The organism is Nocardia sp. CA-119907 (assembly GCF_050955995.1).
Classification (GTDB): Bacteria; Actinomycetota; Actinomycetes; order Mycobacteriales; family Mycobacteriaceae; genus Nocardia.
On record NZ_CP192091.1, the window covers coordinates 8,141,070 to 8,163,135 of the forward strand.

At 65.8% G+C, this 22,066-nt stretch carries 24 protein-coding genes; 9 read left to right on the top strand and 15 right to left on the bottom strand.

Annotation, left to right across the window (positions count from 1 at the left end; all coding sequences use genetic code 11):
- Positions 1 to 57: 57 nt before the first annotated feature.
- Both ACQP2D_RS36635 and ACQP2D_RS36640 read left to right on the top strand, forming a co-directional pair.
- Positions 58 to 2,511 carry a beta-glucosidase family protein gene (locus ACQP2D_RS36635; RefSeq protein WP_433680501.1) on the top strand — a complete coding sequence of 818 codons (2,454 nt, stop codon included), beginning with the start codon at positions 58 to 60 and terminating at the stop codon, positions 2,509 to 2,511.
- Positions 2,508 to 2,876 carry a hypothetical protein gene (locus ACQP2D_RS36640; RefSeq protein ID WP_433680502.1) on the top strand — a complete coding sequence of 123 codons (369 nt, stop codon included), beginning with the start codon at positions 2,508 to 2,510 and terminating at the stop codon, positions 2,874 to 2,876. The genes ACQP2D_RS36635 and ACQP2D_RS36640 overlap by 4 nt, the downstream gene beginning before the upstream one ends.
- A gap of 227 nt (positions 2,877 to 3,103) precedes the next feature.
- Here ACQP2D_RS36640 and ACQP2D_RS36645 read toward each other — a convergent pair whose 3' ends face one another.
- Positions 3,104 to 4,087, bottom strand: coding sequence for a helix-turn-helix domain-containing protein (locus tag ACQP2D_RS36645; RefSeq protein ID WP_433680503.1), 984 nt, complete (start codon positions 4,085 to 4,087; stop codon positions 3,104 to 3,106).
- 105 nt (positions 4,088 to 4,192) lie between these two features.
- On the opposite strand from ACQP2D_RS36645, the gene ACQP2D_RS36650 reads away from it, so the two are divergent.
- On the top strand, positions 4,193 to 4,618 hold the full coding sequence (locus ACQP2D_RS36650) for a nuclear transport factor 2 family protein (protein WP_433680504.1): 426 nt from the start codon (positions 4,193 to 4,195) through the stop codon (positions 4,616 to 4,618).
- A 149-nt stretch (positions 4,619 to 4,767) separates the two neighbouring features.
- Here the strand turns inward: ACQP2D_RS36650 and ACQP2D_RS36655 are convergent, their stop codons facing one another.
- Positions 4,768 to 6,129 (bottom strand): lipase family protein, encoded by a 1,362-nt coding sequence (locus ACQP2D_RS36655; protein WP_433685872.1) that lies wholly within the window; start codon positions 6,127 to 6,129, stop codon positions 4,768 to 4,770.
- A gap of 445 nt (positions 6,130 to 6,574) precedes the next feature.
- On the opposite strand from ACQP2D_RS36655, the gene ACQP2D_RS36660 reads away from it, so the two are divergent.
- A complete protein-coding gene (locus ACQP2D_RS36660; RefSeq protein ID WP_433680505.1) occupies positions 6,575 to 7,207 on the top strand; it encodes a TetR/AcrR family transcriptional regulator in 633 nt (210 codons plus the stop codon).
- A gap of 68 nt (positions 7,208 to 7,275) precedes the next feature.
- A complete protein-coding gene (locus ACQP2D_RS36665; protein WP_433680506.1) occupies positions 7,276 to 8,139 on the top strand; it encodes a class I SAM-dependent methyltransferase in 864 nt (287 codons plus the stop codon).
- Positions 8,140 to 8,144: 5 nt separating this feature from the next.
- Here ACQP2D_RS36665 and ACQP2D_RS36670 read toward each other — a convergent pair whose 3' ends face one another.
- From ACQP2D_RS36670 to ACQP2D_RS36705, 8 genes are all read right to left on the bottom strand, one after another.
- Positions 8,145 to 8,852, bottom strand: a complete 708-nt coding sequence (locus ACQP2D_RS36670; protein ID WP_433680507.1) for a haloacid dehalogenase type II — start codon at positions 8,850 to 8,852, stop codon at positions 8,145 to 8,147.
- A gap of 31 nt (positions 8,853 to 8,883) precedes the next feature.
- Entirely contained in the window at positions 8,884 to 9,522 is a 639-nt protein-coding gene (locus ACQP2D_RS36675; protein ID WP_433680508.1) for a class I SAM-dependent methyltransferase, read from the bottom strand.
- Positions 9,523 to 9,566: 44 nt separating this feature from the next.
- On the bottom strand, positions 9,567 to 10,109 hold the full coding sequence (locus ACQP2D_RS36680) for an Rv3235 family protein (protein WP_433680509.1): 543 nt from the start codon (positions 10,107 to 10,109) through the stop codon (positions 9,567 to 9,569).
- A 180-nt stretch (positions 10,110 to 10,289) separates the two neighbouring features.
- Positions 10,290 to 11,075 (bottom strand): maleylpyruvate isomerase N-terminal domain-containing protein, encoded by a 786-nt coding sequence (locus tag ACQP2D_RS36685; protein ID WP_433680510.1) that lies wholly within the window; start codon positions 11,073 to 11,075, stop codon positions 10,290 to 10,292.
- 64 nt (positions 11,076 to 11,139) lie between these two features.
- The gene (locus ACQP2D_RS36690; protein WP_433680511.1) at positions 11,140 to 12,336 is read right to left on the bottom strand and encodes an ROK family protein; all 1,197 of its coding nucleotides are present in this window, start codon (positions 12,334 to 12,336) and stop codon (positions 11,140 to 11,142) included.
- Between the two features lie 62 nt (positions 12,337 to 12,398).
- Positions 12,399 to 13,661, bottom strand: a complete 1,263-nt coding sequence (locus ACQP2D_RS36695; RefSeq protein WP_433680512.1) for a sugar ABC transporter permease — start codon at positions 13,659 to 13,661, stop codon at positions 12,399 to 12,401.
- The gene (locus ACQP2D_RS36700) at positions 13,658 to 14,428 is read right to left on the bottom strand and encodes an ATP-binding cassette domain-containing protein (protein WP_433680513.1); all 771 of its coding nucleotides are present in this window, start codon (positions 14,426 to 14,428) and stop codon (positions 13,658 to 13,660) included. The genes ACQP2D_RS36695 and ACQP2D_RS36700 overlap by 4 nt, the downstream gene beginning before the upstream one ends.
- A gap of 135 nt (positions 14,429 to 14,563) precedes the next feature.
- Entirely contained in the window at positions 14,564 to 15,649 is a 1,086-nt protein-coding gene (locus ACQP2D_RS36705) for a sugar ABC transporter substrate-binding protein (RefSeq protein WP_433680514.1), read from the bottom strand.
- Between the two features lie 475 nt (positions 15,650 to 16,124).
- On the opposite strand from ACQP2D_RS36705, the gene ACQP2D_RS36710 reads away from it, so the two are divergent.
- Complete coding sequence (locus tag ACQP2D_RS36710; RefSeq protein ID WP_433685873.1) at positions 16,125 to 16,583, top strand: DUF488 domain-containing protein; 459 nt, start codon at positions 16,125 to 16,127, stop codon at positions 16,581 to 16,583.
- Positions 16,584 to 16,590: 7 nt separating this feature from the next.
- Here the strand turns inward: ACQP2D_RS36710 and ACQP2D_RS36715 are convergent, their stop codons facing one another.
- The gene (locus ACQP2D_RS36715) at positions 16,591 to 16,929 is read right to left on the bottom strand and encodes a hypothetical protein (RefSeq protein WP_433680515.1); all 339 of its coding nucleotides are present in this window, start codon (positions 16,927 to 16,929) and stop codon (positions 16,591 to 16,593) included.
- A 137-nt stretch (positions 16,930 to 17,066) separates the two neighbouring features.
- Between ACQP2D_RS36715 and ACQP2D_RS36720 the strand changes: the two genes are divergently transcribed.
- Positions 17,067 to 17,519, top strand: coding sequence for a hypothetical protein (locus tag ACQP2D_RS36720; RefSeq protein WP_433680516.1), 453 nt, complete (start codon positions 17,067 to 17,069; stop codon positions 17,517 to 17,519).
- A 393-nt stretch (positions 17,520 to 17,912) separates the two neighbouring features.
- Positions 17,913 to 18,965 carry a cytochrome P450 gene (locus ACQP2D_RS36725; protein WP_433680517.1) on the top strand — a complete coding sequence of 351 codons (1,053 nt, stop codon included), beginning with the start codon at positions 17,913 to 17,915 and terminating at the stop codon, positions 18,963 to 18,965.
- On the opposite strand, the gene ACQP2D_RS36730 is transcribed toward ACQP2D_RS36725, so the two are convergent.
- Positions 18,949 to 19,479 carry a CGNR zinc finger domain-containing protein gene (locus ACQP2D_RS36730; protein WP_433680518.1) on the bottom strand — a complete coding sequence of 177 codons (531 nt, stop codon included), beginning with the start codon at positions 19,477 to 19,479 and terminating at the stop codon, positions 18,949 to 18,951. The two genes, ACQP2D_RS36725 and ACQP2D_RS36730, sit on opposite strands and share 17 nt — an antisense overlap.
- A gap of 25 nt (positions 19,480 to 19,504) precedes the next feature.
- On the opposite strand from ACQP2D_RS36730, the gene ACQP2D_RS36735 reads away from it, so the two are divergent.
- Positions 19,505 to 19,669, top strand: a complete 165-nt coding sequence (locus ACQP2D_RS36735; protein ID WP_433680519.1) for a hypothetical protein — start codon at positions 19,505 to 19,507, stop codon at positions 19,667 to 19,669.
- Here the strand turns inward: ACQP2D_RS36735 and ACQP2D_RS36740 are convergent.
- From ACQP2D_RS36740 to ACQP2D_RS36750, 3 genes are read right to left on the bottom strand one after another with little or no spacing between them, the layout of a single operon-like run.
- Positions 19,666 to 19,878, bottom strand: a complete 213-nt coding sequence (locus tag ACQP2D_RS36740) for a hypothetical protein (protein WP_433680520.1) — start codon at positions 19,876 to 19,878, stop codon at positions 19,666 to 19,668. The two genes, ACQP2D_RS36735 and ACQP2D_RS36740, sit on opposite strands and share 4 nt — an antisense overlap.
- Before the next feature lie 19 nt (positions 19,879 to 19,897).
- Complete coding sequence (locus tag ACQP2D_RS36745) at positions 19,898 to 21,187, bottom strand: diguanylate cyclase domain-containing protein (protein ID WP_433680521.1); 1,290 nt, start codon at positions 21,185 to 21,187, stop codon at positions 19,898 to 19,900.
- A gap of 24 nt (positions 21,188 to 21,211) precedes the next feature.
- Positions 21,212 to 22,021, bottom strand: a complete 810-nt coding sequence (locus tag ACQP2D_RS36750; protein ID WP_433680522.1) for an SAM-dependent methyltransferase — start codon at positions 22,019 to 22,021, stop codon at positions 21,212 to 21,214.
- Positions 22,022 to 22,066 lie beyond the last annotated feature (45 nt).

The window sequence follows — 22,066 nt, forward strand, 5'->3', positions numbered from 1 at the left end:
ATCGATCATACTTCGAGGTGGTGGCCTGCGCGTCGGACGAACAAAGGAGCCGCAACCATGGCGAATCACGAGGCCGAACGCGAGGCAGCGGTCGAAAAGGCGTTGGCCGCACTGGATCTGGATGCCCGTTGCCGCCTGCTCGCCGGACAGGACATGTGGACCCTGTCCGCGATTCCCGAAATCGGGCTCGACTCGCTGGTGATGTCCGACGGTCCGATCGGCGTGCGCGGCGTGCACTGGAGTCCGGAGGATCCCTCGATCGCCCTGCCGAGCCCGACGGCGCTGGCCGCCACCTGGGATCCCGCCCTGGCACGGCGGGCCGGACAGTTGCTCGCGCAAGAGGCACGGCGCAAGGGCGTGCACATGCTGCTCGCGCCGACGCTCAATCTGCACCGAAGCCCGTTGGGCGGCAGGCACTTCGAGTGCTATTCCGAGGATCCGCTACTGACCGGGACGGTCGGCGCGGCCTATGTCACCGGAGTGCAGGAGGGCGGCGTCGCGGCGACGCCGAAGCATTTCGTGGCCAATGACTCCGAGACCGACCGATTCACCGTCGACGTGCGGGTATCGCAGCGGGCATTGCACGAGCTGTATCTCGCGCCGTTCCAGGCCGTGGTCGAACAGGCCGGGCCGTGGGCGTTGATGGCGGCATACAACAGCGTCAATGGCACCACGATGACCGAGCACGGCGCACTACAGAACGACATCCTGCGTGCGCGTTGGGGATTCGACGGGGCCATCGTCTCGGATTGGACGGCGGCACGCGATACCGTCGGCGCGGCCAGCGGTGGGCTCGATATCGCGATGCCCGGGCCGCGGAGCGTCTTCGGCTCGACACTGGCGGAAGCTGTTCGCGCAGGTCGGGTTCCGGCGGAGACGGTCGAGCGGATGACCCGGCATATGCTTCGACTGGCCGCCCGGGTCGGGGTGCTGGCCGACGCGCCGCCGGTGGTCGCAGCAGACGCGCTCCCCGCACCGATCGATGGCGAAGCGCTGGCGCACGCGATCGCCCAACGCTCGATCGTGCTGCTGCGCAACGAGAACGATGTACTGCCGCTCGGACGGGTCCGGCGTATCGCCGTGATCGGCCAGGCCGCCGACCAGGCCAGGGCGCTCGGCGGAGGCAGTGCCCAGGTCTTCCCGCCTCACACGGTTTCCCCGCTCGAGGGGTTGCGGGCGTTGCTCGATGAGCAGACCGAGGTGGTCTATGCCGTCGGCGCGGATCCCCGAATCAAGATTCCGCCCGCCAAGGCGGGTTTCGACCTGCGGGTCAACCTGTTCGGCGCGGATGGAAACCCACTCGGCGAGCATCCGCTGCCGGAGGGCAGCATCGAATGGATCGGCGAATTCCCGGACGGGATCGCGGTCGGTGAACTCCACCGTGTCGTCGTCACCGGCACATTCACACCGCGGGTGACCGGAACACATACTTTGGCCATCGCTGGCGTCGGGCCGTTCCAGCTCACGGTCGGCGATAAGACCTATTTCGATGAGGCCATCGTCCCCGACGGTGATCCGGTGGCCGCCTTCCTCGCGCCGCCCGAAGTGCGGATCGAGGTGGAACTCGATGCGGCACAGCCGGTTTCGGTGATTCTGCGGCACACGGTGACGATGCTGCCCGATATGCCCATTGCCTTCGAGAAGTTCGCGCTCGGCCATCAGGAACCGAATATCGATCCGGATGCGCTCATCGAGGAGGCGGTCGCCGCGGCGGCGGCGGCCGATATCGCCGTGGTGGTCGTCGCCACCACTGCGGAGGTCGAGAGCGAAAGCTTCGACCGCACATCGCTTTCGTTGCCCGGCCGACAGGATGAGCTCGTCACACGCGTCATCACGGCCAACCCGCGCACCGTCGTGGTGGTGAATACCGGCTCCCCCGTACAGATGCCGTGGGCCCAGGACGCCGCGGCGATTCTGCTCACCTGGTTTCCGGGGCAGGAGGGCGGTGCGGCACTGGCCGACGTGCTGGTGGGCCGGGCCGAACCCAGCGGGCGACTGCCCACCACTTGGCCCGCGCAGCAGGATGATTCGCCGGTTCTGAATGTCACGCCCACCAAAGGTGTTCTCGCCTATGAGGAGGGCATCTACATCGGATACCGTGCCTGGCAACGGCATTCGACCGCACCTCCGTTCTGGTTCGGACATGGGCTCGGCTACACCACCTGGGAGTACGAGGCCGCCACCTTCACCCCCGCGACCGGCAGCATTCTCGGCACGCTGACCGTTCGGGTGCGCAATACCGGTGATCGTCCTGGCCGCGAGACGATCCAGACCTATATCGCCCACGCCCGCCAGCCGGACCGGCGATTGGCCGCCTTCGCGGCCGTCGAAGCCGAGTCCGGCGCGACGGTCGAGGCGGCGATCCCCATTCCCCGCCGCGCCGCCGAATCCTGGGACGAGACAACCGAAAACTGGGTGCTGCCCACCACCTCCTATGACCTGCTGACCGGTCGATCGGTCGCCGATATCCGCCTGACCACCACCATTCAGCTCGAAGGACCACACGCATGAGATTGCGCCGAAGTCCTCGGAACGCCGCGAGCGTGCGCGACGAACTCCCGGTACCCCCCGCGGTGAAGGATCTACTGGCCGGTTCGGCCTTCCTGAAGGAGCTGAACTCGGGACCGATCACCGTGCCCGATGTCGCCTATACGACGATCAGCAGCCGGTTCGACCCGATCGCAGCCTTCGGTCAGAACCTGGCCACGATTCCGGAGCCCGGTGTCGACAACTACGAGCTCCAAAACATCTGTCCCAGTAGCAAAGCGGGACACAACGGCACCGTCTTCTCCCCCACCACCGCCGCACTCATCCTGAACGCGCTCGACCCCTCCACCGCACGACCGATCCCGTGCCAGACCGATTCCGTCGGCTAGCACCCCCTCCAGCCAAATTGCTGCGCCACCCCCTCCGACTACTCGCCGAGCGTAGTCGAATGGTGGTCGCCCAGGCCCGGACGACCACCATTCGACTGCGCTCGACCGATCCCCGGGGGTGGGGGCGACGGCAGGAGATATGTGTATGCGGCCTCGCGGGCTGCTGGCGACACTGACCCGTCATATAGCCGGGGAAGTGGAGGGCAAGAGAACGCGTCGCTGGGCTTTCACCGGATGGCTTGTGCATCAACGACATCGAAACCGGTGTCAACCAGATCCGCGGCGGCGAAGGCTGTCGGCGTGGGGAACAGATAGGCCAGGCCGAACTCCCCGAGACCGGTAAGCGGCGTGCCGTAGGTGGTGACAAGATCTTGCAGGAGCTCGGCTCGGTCCGCCATGAGGCCACGCACAGCGGCCTCGAATGGATCCCACGGATCGCCCGCGAGCAGCCGCTGCACCTGGGCCACCAGGTGGATCAGCCCTTCGATACGCGGTAGGTGCACGACGAGCCGGGCGGCATCCGATGTGTTCGTGCTGATTTCGATCACGCCCGGATCACCGTCCAGCGTGACCGTTCGCCGATAGTGGGCGGACGTGGCGCTCTCGATGCCGCCGATCGCATTGCGAGCCAACTGCGCCAACCGCCGATCGATATCGGTGCCCTCGATCAACGGGACTCGAAGGGCGAGACCGCCGTCCGCGATGAGACGATCCGCGCGCCGCCGCCGTTTGCGCAACTCGACGGGGGTTGCCCGGAACGTCGTGACCATCACGCGGTTGAACTGGCGCAGACTCCCGAATCCGGCGGCGAAGGCGATATCGGTGACCGACAGATCGGTATCGTCGAGTAGCCGTCGGGCGAAATGCGCACGCCGCGAACGGGCCAGCTGATCCGGTGTCGCACCGACCTGCTCATGGAACATTCGGCGCAGATGACGGTGCGAAACCGCCAGCCGCGCGGCGAGTTCGGCCTCACTGCCGTCGTCCAGCGCTCCCGCGGCAATGAGATCGACAGCGCGGCAGACCAACTCGGCTCCATTGGCGATCCGTCGATCACCCCGATACGGGCGACAGCGATGGCAGGCCCGGAAGCCCGCCGCCTCGGCTGCCGCCGCCGAGGTGAACGTGACGACATTTTGCGATCGCGGACGTCCTGGGCAGGGCGGCAAGCAATAGATGCCGGTCGTGATGACGCCCTCGAACGATCCCATTACCCGAGTCTGCGCGCGGCGATCGACAGTGACCAGACATATCCGGACACAGGTCGGTCCGAATATGGCGGGATCGGCGACCGCGACCCACCCAGGATTGGCCGAATGGACGCATCGACGAGCAAAGATCTGATCATCCGAGCCTGGCGCACCTTCGCGACACAGGATCCGGCCCGCATTGCCGAGGTATTCACCCCGGACGCCGAATGGCTCGCACCACCGCGCAATGCCACCTCCCGCGCCCTCGACGGCACCCACCATCTCGTCGGCAGGGATCGCATCGTGCGCTTCCTCGCGACCGAGTTTCCGACCGTATTCGTGGCCGACCGAAGCGTCGAATTCACCGCCATCACCGCCGAGGGCACGACCGTCGTCGTCGAAGAGCGGATGCGGGCGACACTGATGAACGGCAATCACTACGACAATGACTACTGCTTCATCTTCGAACTCCGCGACGGCCTGATCCACCGCGTGCGCGAGTACATGGACACCCGGCGCGCCGAAGAAATGTTCACCGTTACCGATCGCTGATGCGGGTCGAAATCTGTTGTGCGCCGTGGATCGGACTGGCGACTCCCCTCCGATAAGACGTACTTCAGCGTCGAACGCCCGCGCGAACACAATGGAATAGCGGCGCGATGACCTCCGGTCCGGATCGGCCGATCCGGACCGGAGGCAGCTCACTTGACGCCGATCGGCTTACCGAAGAACGAGGCGAAGGTCTCGCCGAAGGCGGACTTCAACAACTCCAGGCCATCCGGGTCCAGGGCCAACCAGCCGACATCGGTAGTGCTGCAACCCTGTTGCGCCGGAACACCATTGAGCCGGTCGCGCAGCCAGAGCAGGGCGGGTGCGGTACCCGAGACCTCGGTGACCGCGTGCTCGGCGAAGTGTTCCCGGATGTATTGCACACTCGCGGACGGGTTTTGGCAGTAGGTATCGACCAGGGTATTGACCTGGCCGACCGGAATGATCTCATCCGGATTGCCCTGCCAGATGTACATCGGCATATCGGGTACCGATTTGCCCATGCGGGTCTTGTCGAGCACATCCACAACCGCCGGGTGCTGGATCGGATCGCCCGGCACCCGAATCATGCCCTCGAGGTTCAGGAATGGCAGTAGCGGCGTCACATACTGCACGCACAGCCCGCCCTGGATGGTCGACAGCGTCCGGCCGAGCAGATCGATATTGGCATCAATGAATCGGGCGAAATCCGGATACTCGCGGGTGAGTCCGTTGACGGCGGCCAGCACCAGCCCGGAGGTGAGCTGGTTGTTGGCGACATTCAGCGTCACGCCCAGATCGGCGGGCACACCACCCTCGGCCGCGCCGACGATATTGAGTTCTGGTGCGTAGCTCTGCTTCAGCTCGGCCGCGTGACCGGTGGCAATGGCGCCTCCGGAGTACCCGTAGATACCGATGCGGGTATCCGGCGCGAGCCGCATCTGCTCGAGGTTGCGCGCCGCGCGGATGCCGTCGAGGGTGATCCGCCCGGCCAGCGGTCCGGCCGCGTAGGCGTTGTTCGGTCCCTGATGATCGGGAATGACGATCGCCCAGCCCTGCTGCACCGCGCCCTGGGCGATGATCCACTCCGCGGGCGCGACGACCTGTCCGACGAACGGACTGACCGAAAACTGTTGCAGCGCATAGGAGGGCGCGCAGTATCCGGCCAGCGAGTCCTCGGCGATCTGCATGGAGACGAGCTTGTCCGGGGCGGAGCCGCGCGGCTTCGCCACCGTCGCGACGGCCGCGATCGGCTCGTCCCGACTGTTATTCGAGCGATAGGAGACCTGCCAGGCATCGACATTCACCGGAATCAGCCCGAAATTGGCGAGATTCACCTGCCGCGCCGCGATGATCTCGCCCGGCGCCTTGCTCGCCACCAACTCCGCGGGCGGCTGGTAGAAACCCGGATCCAATTCGGGCGGCAGCGGAACCGGTGCCGCGGGTTGCACCGCGACCGGATCTTCCGATGGTTCGGCAACCGTGACCGCGGTCGTCGCGAGCAGTGCGATGGCCGTGATCCCGGCCGAGAACATGATTCGCCGGGCGCGACCCGCCAACGGATTGATCAACTTTCAGCCCCTTCGCTACTGTGAGACCACCCCGTCTCACATAGGTGGGACTATCGCACAAACGTGATACGGGTCGCAACAAGCCCGTGCTGCGGCCCCGATCACGGGCCGGAAATCCGGCGATTTCACGACTCGCCGTGCCGTGCGGCGTCCTATGCCGTAGCTTTTTCGATCAACACCGAACCGGCCAGTTGGTGCCGGACAGCTTGCAGGGAAGCGCCGAGGAATATGCAAGATCGGAACGAACCGGTCTCGACGGTTTTGTATTACATCTTCTTGTTCTTCTACAGCGCCCAGGATGCGCTGGGCGGAGCCATCACCATGGGCTGACCGAACCGCCGCCGAATCCGCCATGGCGGCGGCGCATCGGGCCGGGCAGGCCGGGTACCCGCTCGGCTACCGTGGTGCGGTGACCATCGTGGATAGGCAGTACGGCGGCCGCGCAGTCAGCGAGCGGAAGGCCGAGCGCCGGCAGCGGTTCCTGGACGCCGCCATCCGGACCTTCGCCGAGCGCGGCTATGCGAACTGCTCGCTGGCCGATGTGTGCACCGTGGCCGGACTGTCCAAACGACAGTTCTACGAGGAGTTCCAGACCAGGGAGGACGTCCTCATCGCGTCCTACGACTACATTCAGGACCAGTCCGCGGCCGTCGTCGGACAGGCCGTCGCGGCACTGCGGCCGGGCACCGATATCGCGGACGGGCTCACCGCGGTGTTGACCGCGTTCATCGGTTCCATCAACTCCGACCCGTACCGGGCCAAGGTCGCCTTCGTCGAGGTGGTCGGTGTCAGCGAACGCATGGAACACCATCGTCGCGAGCGTCGACATGCCTGGGCGGCGGCCATCGAGGCCCTGCTCATCACGATCGCGGGTCCGGATATCCGCGTCCGCGGCGGAATCACCTGGGCGGCAAGCGCACTCATCGGCGCGATCAACGGTGTCGCGCACGAGTGGATTCTCGCGGACCCGCGCCCGCCGATCACCCAGTTGGTCGAGGTGCTGGCCCCCATCGCGACTTCGCTGATCATCACTGAGACATAGCTCATAGCACGGCATCATCGAGACTCGAGTCATAGCGCGGCACCCCAGAGCAGCCGTAGGTTCGGCCTATGCAGCTCGGTCAACCCAGTCGCACCGCACTCGCCACCGCCTACGCTCGCGCCTACCACCAGATCGCGAGCGAGCCGCGAATCTTCACCGATCCACTGGCCCTCCGCATCGCGGATGTCACCCCCGACCAACTGGCCGACCTCGATGCCGCGACCATGGCGGAGGACAACACCGATGGCGCGATGCGCCGCCGACGCAGGATGTTCCTGGCCGCCCGCGCCCGCTTCGCCGAGGAGACCATTGCCGACGCCGTGGCGGCGGGCACCCGGCAGGTGGTGATCCTCGGGGCCGGGCTGGATACCTTCGCCTATCGCAATCCGCACCCGCACGTGCGGGTATTCGAGGTCGACCATCCCGATACCCAGGCATGGAAGCGAGAGCGGCTGGCGACGGCGGGCATCGAGATCCCGGCATCGCTGACCTTCGCCCCTGTCGACTTCGAAAGCCAAACGCTCGCAGCGGGATTGGCTGCCGCCGACTTCGACCGCAATCGACCGGCCGTGTTCATCTGGCTCGGCGTCGTCATGTATCTGACCCGGGAGACGATCCTGGACACTCTGCGTTTCGTCGCGGGCCAGGCGACGCCGGTGCAGGTGGTATTCGACTATCTCTACCCCGCTTCGGCCTCCACGTCCGAGGATGCGGTACTGCGCGCGGCACGGGCCGAGCGGGTGGCCGCCGTCGGCGAGCCGTGGCTCAGCTTCTTCACCGCCGAGGAGATCGAAGATCTTCTGCGGGAGACGGGATTCGACCAGGTCGACGACAACGAAGCGCCGAAACTTATCGCTGGGTACCTGGGCATTCCCCCACAACCGTCTTCCACCGTTCCGCCACACGTGCTGCGTGCCACCCGAACCGCGTAGGCGGGTCAGCAGCCGAGCTGGTCGGCGAGATCGAGGAAGTCGCTGGCGTTGATGTCGAAGTCGTCGTCGTAGGAGACGTCCACATCGCCATCGGCGCCGAATTCGAGCGGTCGGGCGACGAAGGCGGTCCGGAAGCCAAGTGCGCCCGCGGCCCGAATGTCGTACTTGTGGCTGGCGACCATCATGATCTCGGCTGGTGCCAGCCCCAGAAACCGCGCGGCCATGCGATATACCTTGGGGTCGGGCTTGAACGCGCCCGCCATCTCCGCGGTGAATACCGCATCCCACGGCAGCGCGGCCCGCTTCGAAATATTCACCACGGCGGCGACATCCGCATTCGACAATGTCGCGATCGTGAATTTGCTTGCGAGCCTGGCCAATCCGGTGACAACATCGGGCCACGGTTCGAGGCGCTGCCAAGCGAGGGTGAGATCGGCGCGTTCCTCGGGTGACAGGTCGATGTCGTAATCACCCAGGAGGCCGTCCAGTGCCGTGGCATAGACCGAATGCACAGTGACCCAGTTGTCCCGGTCGGGCTCCGCCTTGTGGAGCGCGGCGAAGTACTCGGCACGCCAATGATCGACGAAACCGGCCCAATCGATATCCCGGTATCGCTCGCCGCCGATCCGGCGCGCTTCCGCACGGACCGTCGAATGGAAATCCGTCGCCGTCCCCTGTACATCGAAGAGCAATGCCCGCAGCACGATCCGCACCTTTCCGCCTGAATGCGATTCGACCTTAGCGTCAATTCCGCTGGACGAGCAGGTAGCTGCGCTGACTCGGATGTTCGGTGTCCGGATGCGGCGCCCGGTCCAGGCGCGCTGCGGGAACCAGACCGACCGCGACCAGCGCCTCGGATTCCGCGGACGGGTCGAGGTAGCGGAAGGTGAGATCGACCTCATGGCCCCACCAGTCGGCGAGCGTCTTGGCGCCGCCGACCGGCACATCCGCATCGCTGGTATGAAATGCGATGAGCGCGTGGCCACCCGGGCGCAGCACCCGAGCGAACTCCGCGTAGGCCGCGGCGCGCTGGGACTCGTCCAGGTGGATGACCGCATACAGGCAGACCAACCCCGCCAGCGATTGCGACCGCACCGGCAGCGCGGTCATATCTGCCGCACAGACCGGTACCGAGGTGGTTCGCCGCGCCGCCGCGCACATCGCGGGCGAGAGATCCATCCCGATCGCCCGCACACCCCGCGCCGCGAGGGCCGCGGCGATATGCGCTGGACCGCAACCGATATCGGCGACAACCCCTACGCCTGCGAGTTCGGCGAAGACATCCAACAGCCCCCGGTCCAACGGCTTGTGCCGCAACTCGTCCCCGAGTTCGTCGGCATAGCGGTCGGCCACTTTGTCATAGCTGTATCGGGTGCCGATCATCGAGCCAGCGTAGTTCGGCACCGAACCCCGCGCCGGCCATCGGCTCACCGCACCCGGAAGACGGTCAGCCGCCAGCCGGTCGATCGGGTGTGCGCGACGCGGGCGGCAATGGCGAAGTGTCGGCGGCCGCGGTCGTAGGCAGCGAAGACCTCGGCGGTCGAGGCGTCGACCATCATCAGGCTCGCCCGGAACAGCACCGCGGCGCCGAGCGTGCGGCCGGGCGCCAGGTCGGCTCGGACCAGGGTCCGCACGGCGGCGACCACCGCGGGGGTGGCCATGCCGGTGAGCTGGGCGACCGGCCGTCGGTGGTCCAGGATCTCGAGCGCCAGCCGCAGCGCTCGTTCAGCGAATTGCCGTGCCGTCGAATCGATTTCGACCGCCGCCGGTAACGCACAATGTCCGCCGCTGAGCGCGCGGCGCAGTCCCGGCGGGCCGGACCGGCCGGTCTGATCATGCCGCGGGATCGGCGTGCGGCACGGTGCGGCACGCGGCGGATGGTCGGGTTCCGCAGGCGTACCCGGCCGGTACGGCAACAGCGGCGGCTCCGTCCTCGGCGCATACGAAAGCCCCGACGGATGTCTCTCCACGCAGCACCCCCAATGAGTTCGAACCACAACCCCCGAGCTCGGACCGCGACAGCATGCCACGGATATCTCCGCAGGTAAACCACCCAAGCGACCGTTCTGGCACCGACAAGCGACGCTCGAACAAGATCAGATGGCGACGGCTCTGCCCGACCTGATCCCGATACCCGGTGCGAGGCGAGTTCAGACCAAGTTGATCGAGTCGAGGAAACGTCCGGCGAGTTCCGCGTCACCGGTGATGGCCACACCGTGGGATCGCCAAGGCGTCCTGGTTGTCGCCCAGGACGGGAAATCCGTTGCAGCACTGACTATTTCCGCCGCCGTCCGGTCATCGGAACCGGCCAGCACGCGCAGCCGTCCGCGTCCGATCGGTTCGAGTCGCCAGGTGCCGCCGCCGGTTCCGGTCAGCGTCAACCCGATCGGGCGGTCGAGCCAGATCCGGTCGCTCGCACCGAAGTTGGCCAATAGCGCCAACATCCACTCCAGTATCGAACGCATGCGGTCCCCGTCGGTGGCGGGGATCTCCTTATCGAGTGCGGGCGCGATGTCGTGGCGCAGGTGCGTGTGGAAGTCGAAGGTCAGAATCGACGGCAGCAAACGCAGCGGGTAGGAACCGAGTTCGCCGATCGGGATGCGGATCGATCCGAGCGGCCACGGCTGGGTCGCGCGGGCCGCGAGGGCCATCCGCGAACTCCAGGTCGCGAATTCCCCGACCACCCGATCGATCTCCCAGTCGGCGCGTCGGGCAACGAAATCGTCGTTGAGCCGCTCGATATTCCGGGAGCGCATCACCTTGACCACGTCCGGGCCGAAGTTCTGGTGGCACTCCGACCCGAGATGCGCGATCACATCGCGCACCCGCCAGCCCGCGGCTCGGCTCGGCGCCGGCCATTCCGCTGGCGTGAGCTGGGCACAGAAGTCCAGAACGGCGTCGCGCTCGCGACGGAACGCGGCGATGTGGTCGGTCATCCCCCGATACTGCCAAGTGACCCGAACCACTGTCAGCAATAGACCGAATCGGCGCGTTGCTCGGTCAGCCGCCGGTGATGCGGGCCAGGGTCTGCAAGGGATCGGTCAGGACATCCGCGAAGGCCAATTCGGCGGCCCCGACCAGTGGAGCGTCGTCGGCGAGAGCCGAGGTGCGCAGGCGCACCCGCTCGCGGACGGCGAGCAACCCGTTCACCGCCAGCCTGCTGCGGACCTGGGCCGCGGAAGCGAGGTAGATCTCGCGCAGCACACCGCCGAAGACGACCATGGTCGGGTTGAAGATATTGACCAGATTGGCGACGCCATAGCCGAGCCAATCGCCGATCCGGTGCAACGCGTCGCGGGCCGTGGCATCTCCGCGGGCCGCGGCCTCCACGATCGCCTCGACGGCCGCACGGCCGGTCAGATCGGTCCGCCCGGCGGCGGCGATCAACGCGAGTTCACCCGCCTCGGCCTCCAGACAGCCGTACGACCCACAGGTGCAGGCCCGCCCGCCCGGATTGACGATCATATGCCCGACCTCGCCGCCGTAGCCGCCCTCACCGCCGAGCAGCTTGCCGCCCATAATGATTCCGCCGCCGATGCCGACCTCGCCGTGCAGGTAGATCATGTCCGCGACACCGACGCCGACGCCACGTTCACGTTCGGCGAGCGCGCCGAGATTGGCATTGTTGCCGACGGCGACGCGCAGACCGAGGCGTTCGGACAGTCGCGCCCCGACCGGCACATCGACCCAGCCGATATTCGGACCGTATCGGACGACGCCGTCCTCCTCGCGCACCATGCCGCAGAACGCGACTCCCACACCGACGCACACGGTCTCGGGTCCAGCCTCGCGAATCATGTTTTCCGCAATGGTGGCCAAGGCGGTGATCACGTCATGGGGATCGAATGTGCCACTGGGACGTGGCGTCTCCCGCCGCGCGAGAATCACTCCCCCCAGCCCGACCCGCGCGACCGCCAGCCGGTCCGCGCCGACGTCCAGCGCCAACCCATAGACCCGGTCCGATTCGGGGCGCACCACCAACGATGGCCGCCCCGCCTTGCCCGTCTGCCCCGGCAGTTCCTCGCTCACCAGACCGGCCGCGGCGAGGTCGGCGGTCAACGCCAGAATGGTGCTGCGATTGAGCCCCATTCGCTCGGCGAGCACCGCCCGCGACACCGGACCGCTCAGGTGGACATGGCGCAGCAGCACGGCGAGGTTCTGCCGCCGGATCTCGTCCGGGGAAGGCGCAGCTCTCATTCGGGCGAACCTCCTCCCGGTCGCTAGCGACTGCTTGCAGGTCGCTCGAAATAGTCAGTCGGTCAACTTCCTGGCAACGCACGTTTGCGCGACAGCGCGTCCACTCCGGCTGCCAACAGCAGCACGAATCCTGTCACAACGAATTTGGTGCCCGCGCTATAGCCCATCAGGCCCATCCCGTTATTGATCACCGCGACCACCGCCGCACCCAGCACCGCGTCCAGCATCCGACCGCGCCCGCCGAACAGGCTGGTGCCGCCGATCACCGCGGCTCCGACAGCGGTCAGCAACACATCGCTGCCGCCGGTATTCGGGTCGACGGAGTTGGCGCGCGAGGCCGCGATCAACCCGCCCACCGCGGCCATTGTCGAACACAGCACGAAGGCGCTGATCTTGATCCGATCGACCGGAATGCCTGCGCGCCGAGCCGCTTCGGTACTGCCGCCGACCGCGTAGATATGTCTGCCGAACGAGGTCCGGTTGAGCACGAACGTCCACACCAGCAGCAGCGCCACGATCAACGGCACCACGATCGGCATACCTTTGAGCGAGTTGATCGCCGGATTGCGGCTGCGCTCGTCATTGAGGATCAGCACTGCCGCGCCCGCGACAATGGCGACCGCCGCGATCCGCAGCGCGATGACGGCGGCCGTCTCGCCGGTGAGCCCGAGTTTGGTGCGCGCCCGCAGTTTTCGGTATTGGATGGCCGCGAATCCCGCCAGCAGTACCGCGTACATGACCCAGCCGAGCAATGGCGGCACATTCTTGTTCGCGATCGCGACGATCGTCTCATCGCGAATCGAGATATTGCGCCCATTGTCCATGATCTTGAGTGCGATGCCCTGCAATGCCAGGAACGCCGCCAATGTCACCACGAACGATGGGATTCCGATCTTCACCACGATCGTCCCGATGGTCAGCCCGATCACGACGCCGGTGAGCAACGCGACGAGAACCGCCGCGTACCAGGGCCATCCCTTATCGGTGAGCAATACCGCGAGCACCGCCGCACACACACCACTGGTGAATCCGGCCGACAGATCGATCTCACCGAGCAGCAGCACGAAGATCAGCCCCATGGCGATCACCGCGATGGCCGCGCCCTGGGTGAGCAGATTCGCGAAATTGCCCTGCGTCATGAAGACCGGCCGCGCGATCCAGAAGACCACCGTCAGCAGCGCCAGCGCGATAATCGAGGGCAGCGCACCCATATTGCCGCTGCGCACCCGCCCGACATAGGAGTTGACCAGCTCGGTCACCGGCGAGGATGTGGCCTCGAACTTATCCGTAACCACCGCGGCTGTGCCCATTGTTCGCTCGCTCATGACTTCACTCCACTTCCGAGACCGAGACTTCCACTGCGGCCAGCGGTGATCAGTTCGACGACCTGCGCGTGCGTCACGTCGGAAGTTCGCACCTGGGCGGCCATCCGGCCGAGATAGAGCGCGGCGACCCGATCGGACACCGCGAAGACGTCGTTCATATTGTGCGAGATCAACACCACCGCAAGGCCTTTGTCGGCCAGCGTGCGCACCAGCTCGAGCACCTGCTGGGTCTGCGCGACACCGAGTGCGGCCGTGGGCTCGTCGAGGATCACCACCTTGCTGTTCCACAGCACGGCTTTCGCGATCGCGACCGTCTGCCGCTGTCCGCCCGACAGGCTCGATACCTGCTGACGCACCGACTTCACGGTGCGAACCGACAGACCCGCCAGGGTCTTTCCGGCCAGCTCCTCCATGCCGTATTCGTCGAGCACGATGCCGTGCTTCTTCTCGCGGCCGAGGAACATGTTCTGCACGATGTCGAGGTTGTCGCAGAGCGCGAGGTCCTGATAGACGATCTCGATGCCGAGATCGGCCGCGTCCCTCGGGCTGTGCACGTGCACCGGCGTGCCCTCGAATAGGAACTCCCCCGCATCGATGGGATGGGTGCCGCCGATGCATTTGACGAGGGTCGACTTGCCGGCGCCGTTATCGCCGACCAGTGCCGTCACCTCACCCGAGTACGCGGAGAACGCGACATCGTGCAGGACGTGCACCGGGCCGAAACTCTTTTCTATCCCCCGTAATTCGATGACCGGTGTATCGGGCATAGGTACCGCTCCTGACGTGTGGGGCGGCCCTTCCGCGATCCCCTCATACCAACCGCGGAAGGGCACCCGCCCCGTTGACCATGAAAATGTCGGTCGTTCCCGCGCACCGTCGCGTCCGCGGGAACGACCGGGCTATCAGCGAACCCCGTTATCCGCGCACAGCTTGGCGAACTCGCCGGTGCACAGCTCGGCCTTCGTGACATAGCCGTCGGCCACCACGTCGTTGACGTTCTCCTTGTAGATCGCCTTCGGTTCCAGCAGCACCGCGGGCACTTTCGCCTTCGCCTCCGGATCGTCGACGGTGCTGTTCGCCTCGCCCTTCTCCCCCTTGGCCAGCGCGATCGCCAGCTTCGCGCCCGCATCGGCCTCCAACTTGATGGCCTTGTAGACGGTCATGCACTGATCACCCGCGAGCACGTTCTGCAGGCCCTGGACGGTGGCGTCCTGGCCGGTCACCGGCACCTGGCCGTTCAGCTTCTGCTTCTTCAGCACCGCGATCGCGGCATTGCCGAGACCGTCGTTGGCCGCGACCACGCCACCGAGATTCGGTGTGCCGGTGAGCATCTGCTCGAAGATGGTGCCCGCCGTGGTGTTATCCCACTCCGGCACCGCCTGGTCCGGGCCCTTCACGTATTCACCCGAATCGAACTTCGGCTTCAGGGCACTGTCGTAACCGTTCTTGAACAGCGTCGCGTTGTTATCGGTCGGTCCGCCGTTGAGGTAGGCGACGACCGGGTTGACCGCCTTCTTATCGGTGAGGCACTTGGCCAGCCCGTCCCCCATCAGCTTGCCGACCTTCACATTGTCGAACGACACATAGAACGGCGCCCCGCCGCCGAGAGTCAGTCTGTCGTAATCGATTACGCTCACGCCCTGCGACTTCGCCTTCTGGATCACGGCTTTGCCGGTCCCACTGTCGAGGTTGGTGATCATCAGCACCGTGGCCCCGCTGGTGATCATCTGGTCCGCGATGGTCTGAAAGGCGTTCTTATCCCCCTGCGCGTTCTGGATATCCGCCTTGATCCCCGCCGCGTCGAACGCTGCCTGCAGATACTTGCGATCCGCCGCCTCCCACCGCGCGGAGCTTTTGCTGTCCGGCAGGATCACGCCGATCTTGGCGCCCCCGCCACCACCAGCGTCCTTGTTGTTGTCCCCGCAGGCAGTGAGCGAGGTGAGAAGCGCAACCGATACGGCCGCGATGCCGAGGATCCCCTTACGCATGAGGGCGAGCCTTTCGTCGAACCACCACCCGAACGATCCGGGCAGCGAATGTTGTTTGATGCAACATATTCCACTGTGACCTGGCGCACAACGGTTTCGCAAAGATATTTGTTGTTTGCCATAACAATCCGGCCACGACGCGATCGGCGGCCTCACTCGAGCCCAGATCCACGCCAGGACCGCGGGCCCGGACAGCTACTCCAGAGCAGGACCCGACACCCCTGCCGAGCAGCGCCCTCCGTCCTAGCCAGGGCTATAGTCGGCTCGCGCACACCGTTGACGCCGTCGCATATCGACTCTCCGCGCAACCCGCCGCTCCGAAAACCCGAAGTTCTGCGCGAGCATGGAATTGATCGATGCGGCTCCGACGGGACCCCGAGCGCGTACGAAGTCGCGCGACTGGACAGGGATTCGTAGTCCCGTCGAGTTCTCGCGATGCCGCGGGGGATCATGCAAGGATGTGCGCGTGACGGCAATGGCGTACGCACCGGGCGATACCGCGAATCGGCTGGTCAGCATCGGATACGAGGGTCGGTGCGCGGACGAGTTGATCACGATGCTGCTAGCTGAGCGGGTACGTACGGTGGTGGATGTTCGGCTGACGCCGATCTCCCGCAAGCCCGGTCTGTCGAAGTCGAAACTGGCGGCAGCGCTTGCCGATGCGGGTATCGGCTACGTGCATCTGAAAGAGCTGGGCAATCCGCGGGACAACCGGGCTCCGTTCCGGGCCGGGACCGCAGCCGGTCGAAATCGCTTCGCCGAGGTTCTCGGCAGCGCTGATGCGGAGCGAGCGTTGGACACCGTCCGTCAACTGATCCACGACGGAACCGTTGCTCTTCTCTGTTTCGAACGGGACCACAGCACTTGTCATCGCGACATGATCGTCGACGCGTTGCGTGCATCCCAGAATCGGATATCCGTCCACCACATCTAGATCGTGGTCACATCAGTGTGAGCTGGTCAGGGTTCGAGGTCGGCGCCAGGCGCGGATACCACGCTCCAATACCGTACCGCCGCAGCCATTCCCGCCCTGCCTGCCCGAACTCCCAGTCCAGACACTGTTGTTGATGTCCGCGGCAACCGCCGTCGGTGCAGTGGTAGTGGTAAGTCAGCCGGAATGGCATCGGTTCGAGGATGGCCATTTCATCGCCGAAGAGAGTCGGTGCGCTCGCAAACTCCGCCTTCGCCGTCTGATTCGGCGTCCACGGCGTCCCCGGCGCAATGGTGACCGCGTCGACGTAGGGTTTGATGAGGCCCAGCGACGGCGCAGGCCGATTCATCGCACCTGCGGGGTTGGCACGCAGCAGCGCACAGGTTGAGTGGCCCCGTCTGTGGGGTGAGTTGAAACGAATAGTTGGGTGGGGTCGACAGACAAGTCGGTTCGGTTCTGCACTATCGACATCATCGAGGAGATTGCATGCGGCACATCATGAAACGAGTTGTTGGCGTGTTGGCGGTGGCGGGGTTGGTGCCGGTGCTATTTGCGGGGGCGGCGCAGGCGGATGATGGGGATGCGGTGTTCTTCTCGTCCGGGTCCACGAACTGCTCGATCGCTGGGGATGGCACTGTGGGGTGTGATTTCGCGAGTCAGGTGCTGGTTCAGTACAGCTTTCTGCCATTCACCTTGCCCGCGCGGGACATTGTGATCGATCAGGCGTGGCTGCCTGCGCATCCGACGTTCACTGTCGGACGGCATACCTTGGCGGGTGGCAATCCAGATCTTGCGGACGTCAAGACCGGAGCGGGTACGTGGGGGTCGTATATCGAGTATGCCGGGGCGCGGTGTGAGCAGGGATTTCACGGCAGTTTCAGCTGCAAGTCCAAGGGGCGGAGCTGGTCGATCTATGGCGGGATCATTTCCGCCTCGTGAGTTGAAGCCGAAGCTGGACGCCCCGAGTCACGGTGGGTCTATACCGACCCAGCCGGGACCGGGGCGTCGGGCGGGGAGCAGTGGACCACTTCGATTTTGCCGACTATGTGAGTGTTGAACTCGGCGAGATTCTCAGCGGGGATCCAGTATTCGAGAATGTCGCGACCACCCGCCGGGTGGACGTCGTGGCGGTCGAGGTAGGCGGTTTCGACGGCGAATCGGGCGACGTAGCCGGAGCCCGAGGTAGGTCGAACACGGCCACGTCATCCGGCGCAATATCCTCGATGCGGGCGGCAGTGAGGAGCGCTGGTGGATAGGTGTCCGATCGGGACGGCGGGGCGATCGCGGTGGCGTGAACATGCGGGGTGGCGCGGGTCGGTACGCAGCGCCGAAATGCCTGGTGGGCAACAGGTTTGGGTGGTCAGCGGGTATGACGAGGTGTCCGCGCTGCTGGCCGATGCGCGGCTGAGTGTGGACAAACGGCATTCCGGGGGTGGGTATTCGGGGTTCTCGTTGCCGCCCGCATTGGATCGAAACCTGCTGAATATGGATGGGGCCGAGCACTCGAGGATACGGCGGCTTGCAGCGCCTGCGTTCTCGCGCAGGTCAGCCGAGTCGCTTCGGAACGCGGTCACCGGAATCAGCGCGGCTACGTTTCGGACGCTGGACGAAAATGCCAGCGACACAGTCGATCTGCTCGAAGCGATCTGTGTCCCCGTGCCCGCACTCGCGATCGGCGAACTGCTCGGCATACCCGCTGATCGACATGGCGAGTTGCGCGATGCCGCCACGGCGATGGTGACATTCGACGCCTCGTTGAATGGGTCGGCAATGCGGCTGGTGGAAGCCGTCACGTGGCTGGCGGAGACATTCACAAACGTGGTGCGGTCCAAGCGCGACGAACCGGGCGATGATCTGATCAGCGGGTGGGTACGTGCCCGCGATGACGCCGACCCGCTGTCCGAGGATGAGCTGGTCGCACTGGCCTTTCTGATGATGCTGGCGGGGTTGGAGAATGCGGTTCACCTGTGCGGCAACATATTTGCAGCACTGCTCACGTCGAAGGATCCGCTCGGTGACTGGTCGGGCCGCCGTCGCGAGATAATCGAAGCCGCCAATCCCCTACCGTTCGCGATCCGGCGATTCGCGGTCGAAAGCTTGACGATCGGCGACCGCACGATCCCCACGGGTGACACCGTTCTGCTCTCACTGTTCGGCGCGGATTCGGACCCGGCGCGCGACGGCCGACCGAGCCTGATGTTCGGCCGCGGACCGCACTACTGCCTCGGCGCTCAGGTCACCGATCTGATTGTCGACGCGGTGATTCCGGAACTGTTCGTTCGATACCCCCACGTTCGACTGGCCATTCCGGAGTCCGAACTCGAGTACCGATCCTCCTGGCGGGCACACGGATTGGTCACCCTGCCGGTCACGCTCGCGCGCTGATCCCGCGCCCATCTCCATCGGATCGGCGGACTCGGTGTTCGGCGACATGCACCCGGTTCGAACAACGCGTCGAGCAGAAGCGACGTCGGCCATTGCGCGAGGTATCGACGAAGACCAGATCGCAGCCGGCTCGCGCACAGCGTCCGATGCGGCCGGGATCCTCGCAGAAAAGCTCCGCGAGCCCGGCGGCGGTGTACGCCTTGACGCGCTCATCGATGGGCGCATCCTCGCGGGCGTAGTGCAGGTGCGGCGCGCGGCCGTCGTGCGTCGATATATAGGGCTGGCTGGTCGTCTCGGCCAGCAGAGCATTGAGCCGCTCGACGCTCGGTTCGGTGAAGGCCTCGGCGAGCCTGGCGATCCAGCGGCGCAGCGCGGCGGTCTGCCGGGCATCAAGGGTCCCGAGCGGCTTGTATCCGGATTCGGCGAGCAACCGCAGCAGGTCTTGCCGCGGGTCCGCGTTCACCAGGCGTGCGGCGAGTTCGGCCGCCGCACCTCCGTAAGGGTTGAAATGCACTAGGTCATTACATCAGGCTGGACGCATGAGCGCCACCTGCCCGTCTTGTTCCTGGTCCGACCCGACTCTCGTGTCCTCGCACGGCGCCACCAGCTACCTGCGCTGCATATGCGGACAGTGGCTGGTCAGCGAGCACGGGACGGTGGTGGCGCAGGCCGGGACCAGCACCCTGGCGAACCGCATTTCCTAGACGGACCCCTTGGCCGCCCGGTATCGGCCGCCGCCTTCTCCCCGCAGGTAGCTACGGCTCGACTCGAGGTCCGTCACCGCGTCCGGAACTTTGATGTATCGCCCGATGGACTCCCGCTCTCGGTCCATATGGTCCAAGAGCTCCGCGGCGTGCCGCGGCTCGAGCGGGCGCAGTTCGGCCCCATCCGCGCCGAGCGATAGCGAGAACATCGTGACCTTCCGTTGGCGGCTAGCGCGATTCGTGCCGCAGGCGACGTCCTCCCGCGGCTTTGTTGCGGTACATCGCGGTGTCGACGGCATGCATCATCTCGTCGATATCGGTGGGTCGTTCTTCAGCGAAAACCGTTCCGATGCTGGCACCTACGAGCACCGGCCGCCCGGCCACCTGTATCGGGGTAGCGAGCGCACCGAGCAGCAGCCGGGAAATGGTGGCCAATTGTTCTGCGCCCGTGCATTTTTCGACGAGGACGATGAACTCGTCGCCGCCGATTCGCGCGACCAACCCACCGACGGGTTCGACGGATCCACGCAGTCGCTGGGCGACGTCGCGGAGCACCCGGTCGCCCACCGTATGCCCCCACACATCGTTGACCTCCTTGAAACCGTCGAGGTCCAGGTAGCAAACACCCACTGGCGGAACGGCACTCGCCAGTCGGTCGAAGAACAGCACACGATTGGGCAGGCCGGTCAGGCTGTCGTGATTGGCGTCGTGCCACAGCCGATCGGCGAGCTGTTTGCGTTCGGTGACATCGACGGCGACGCCGATCAGGAACCGGACCCGCCCATAGTTGTCACGGACCGCGGACATGGACAGGTCGATACTGGTGATGGTGCCGTCGCGGCGGAGATGGTCGGTTTCGACGCGGAAGCGGTCGGTCCGACCGCTGAGTAGATGCTCCAAATTGGCATATGCGTCACCGATATTCGCGGGGCCGAGCAGTTCGGCGACCGTTCGGCCCGGCATCATCGCCGCGGGTAGGCCGAGCATATCGGCCATGGCCGCGTTCACCTCCAGTACTCGGCCGGTGACGTCCACCGTCCCGATACCAACCGACGCTCCCGCAAAGACCGCTTCGAACCTGGCCTCCGACAACTGCCTTCGCACCTCGGCCTCCTGCGCGGCCGAAAGTGCCGCTGCGAGTGTGGTTTCCTGCTCCCCTAATGCCGCGTTCCGCAGCGCGGAGGTGAAACCCGCGGCGAACTCGGCAGCGACAACTATCGCACGCTCGCGCACTGCCCCGTACTCGGATTCGGTTCCGGCGGGGCAGATTTCCCGCACCATCTCCCGGCAGATGACCAGCACCGACCGGCTGACGGCCATCGAGTCACGATAGTTCGCCGCGACGAGGACGGCCGCGGCGTCATGGGCGACCTCGACCGCCCGCGTCCCGCGCACCGCCGCGACCAGCACATCGGCCAGATCCGCTAGCAGACTTTCGATTTGGGTGCGGGTGAGAGTCGGAGCCACGGCGCCATCGAGCGCATCCGCCCATCGCACCGCCAGTTCACGCGTCCCCACTCGAACCCCCTGCCACCGCTCCGGTCAGACCTTCAGGCCGACACCGGCGAGGCCGAGCGAGCGGCCCGGCGTCTCATGGTGGTCACGCTCGGATTCCGGCCGCCAAGCGGGTAGCTCGACGACGCCGGGTTCGATCAGCTCCCATCCCTGGAACATCGCGGCAATGGCGTCCTTCGAGCGGAAGTGGATGCCGACGCGGGTCACATTGGCCGCATTGTGGCCGAGCTTGTCCGCGTCCTCGGGACGCATTTCCGAGGTCAGATGCGAGATCGCGAGATAGCTTCCGGCGGGAACGGCCGCACGCAGGGCGGAAACCTTCTCGACCGGACGGTCCTCATCGGAGAGCAGATGCAGTACCGCGACCAAGAGGACCCCGACCGGTTGCTCGAAGTCGATGAGGCCGGTCTCGCGAACGCGGGCGAGCAGTTCCTCGGGCTCACGCAGATCCGCCTCGACGGCGGCGGCCTTGTCGTTGTCCTGCAGGATCGCTCGGGCGTGCGCGACGGCGATCGGATCGATATCGGCATACAGCACACGGATATCCGGATCCAGGGCCTGCGCGACCTCGTGCACATTGCCAGCGGTCGGAATGCCCGAGCCGATATCGAGGAATTGGCGTACTCCCTGATCGACCAGGAATCGAACGGTGCGGCGCAGGAAGGCTCGGTTGCTCAGCGCGAGGCGCGGCAGGTCGGGGACCAGTCGCTTGCCCGCCTCGGCGGCTTTGCGATCGATCTCGAAGTTGTGCGAGCCGCCCAGCAGGGCGTCATACATCCGTGCCGGGCTCGCCTGCTGCATATCCACGCCCTCGGGTGCCCACCCTGGCCTGTCCATCGAAACCCCTCTGCGCTAACTCCGTCTCGCTGCGCTCGGCTCCGC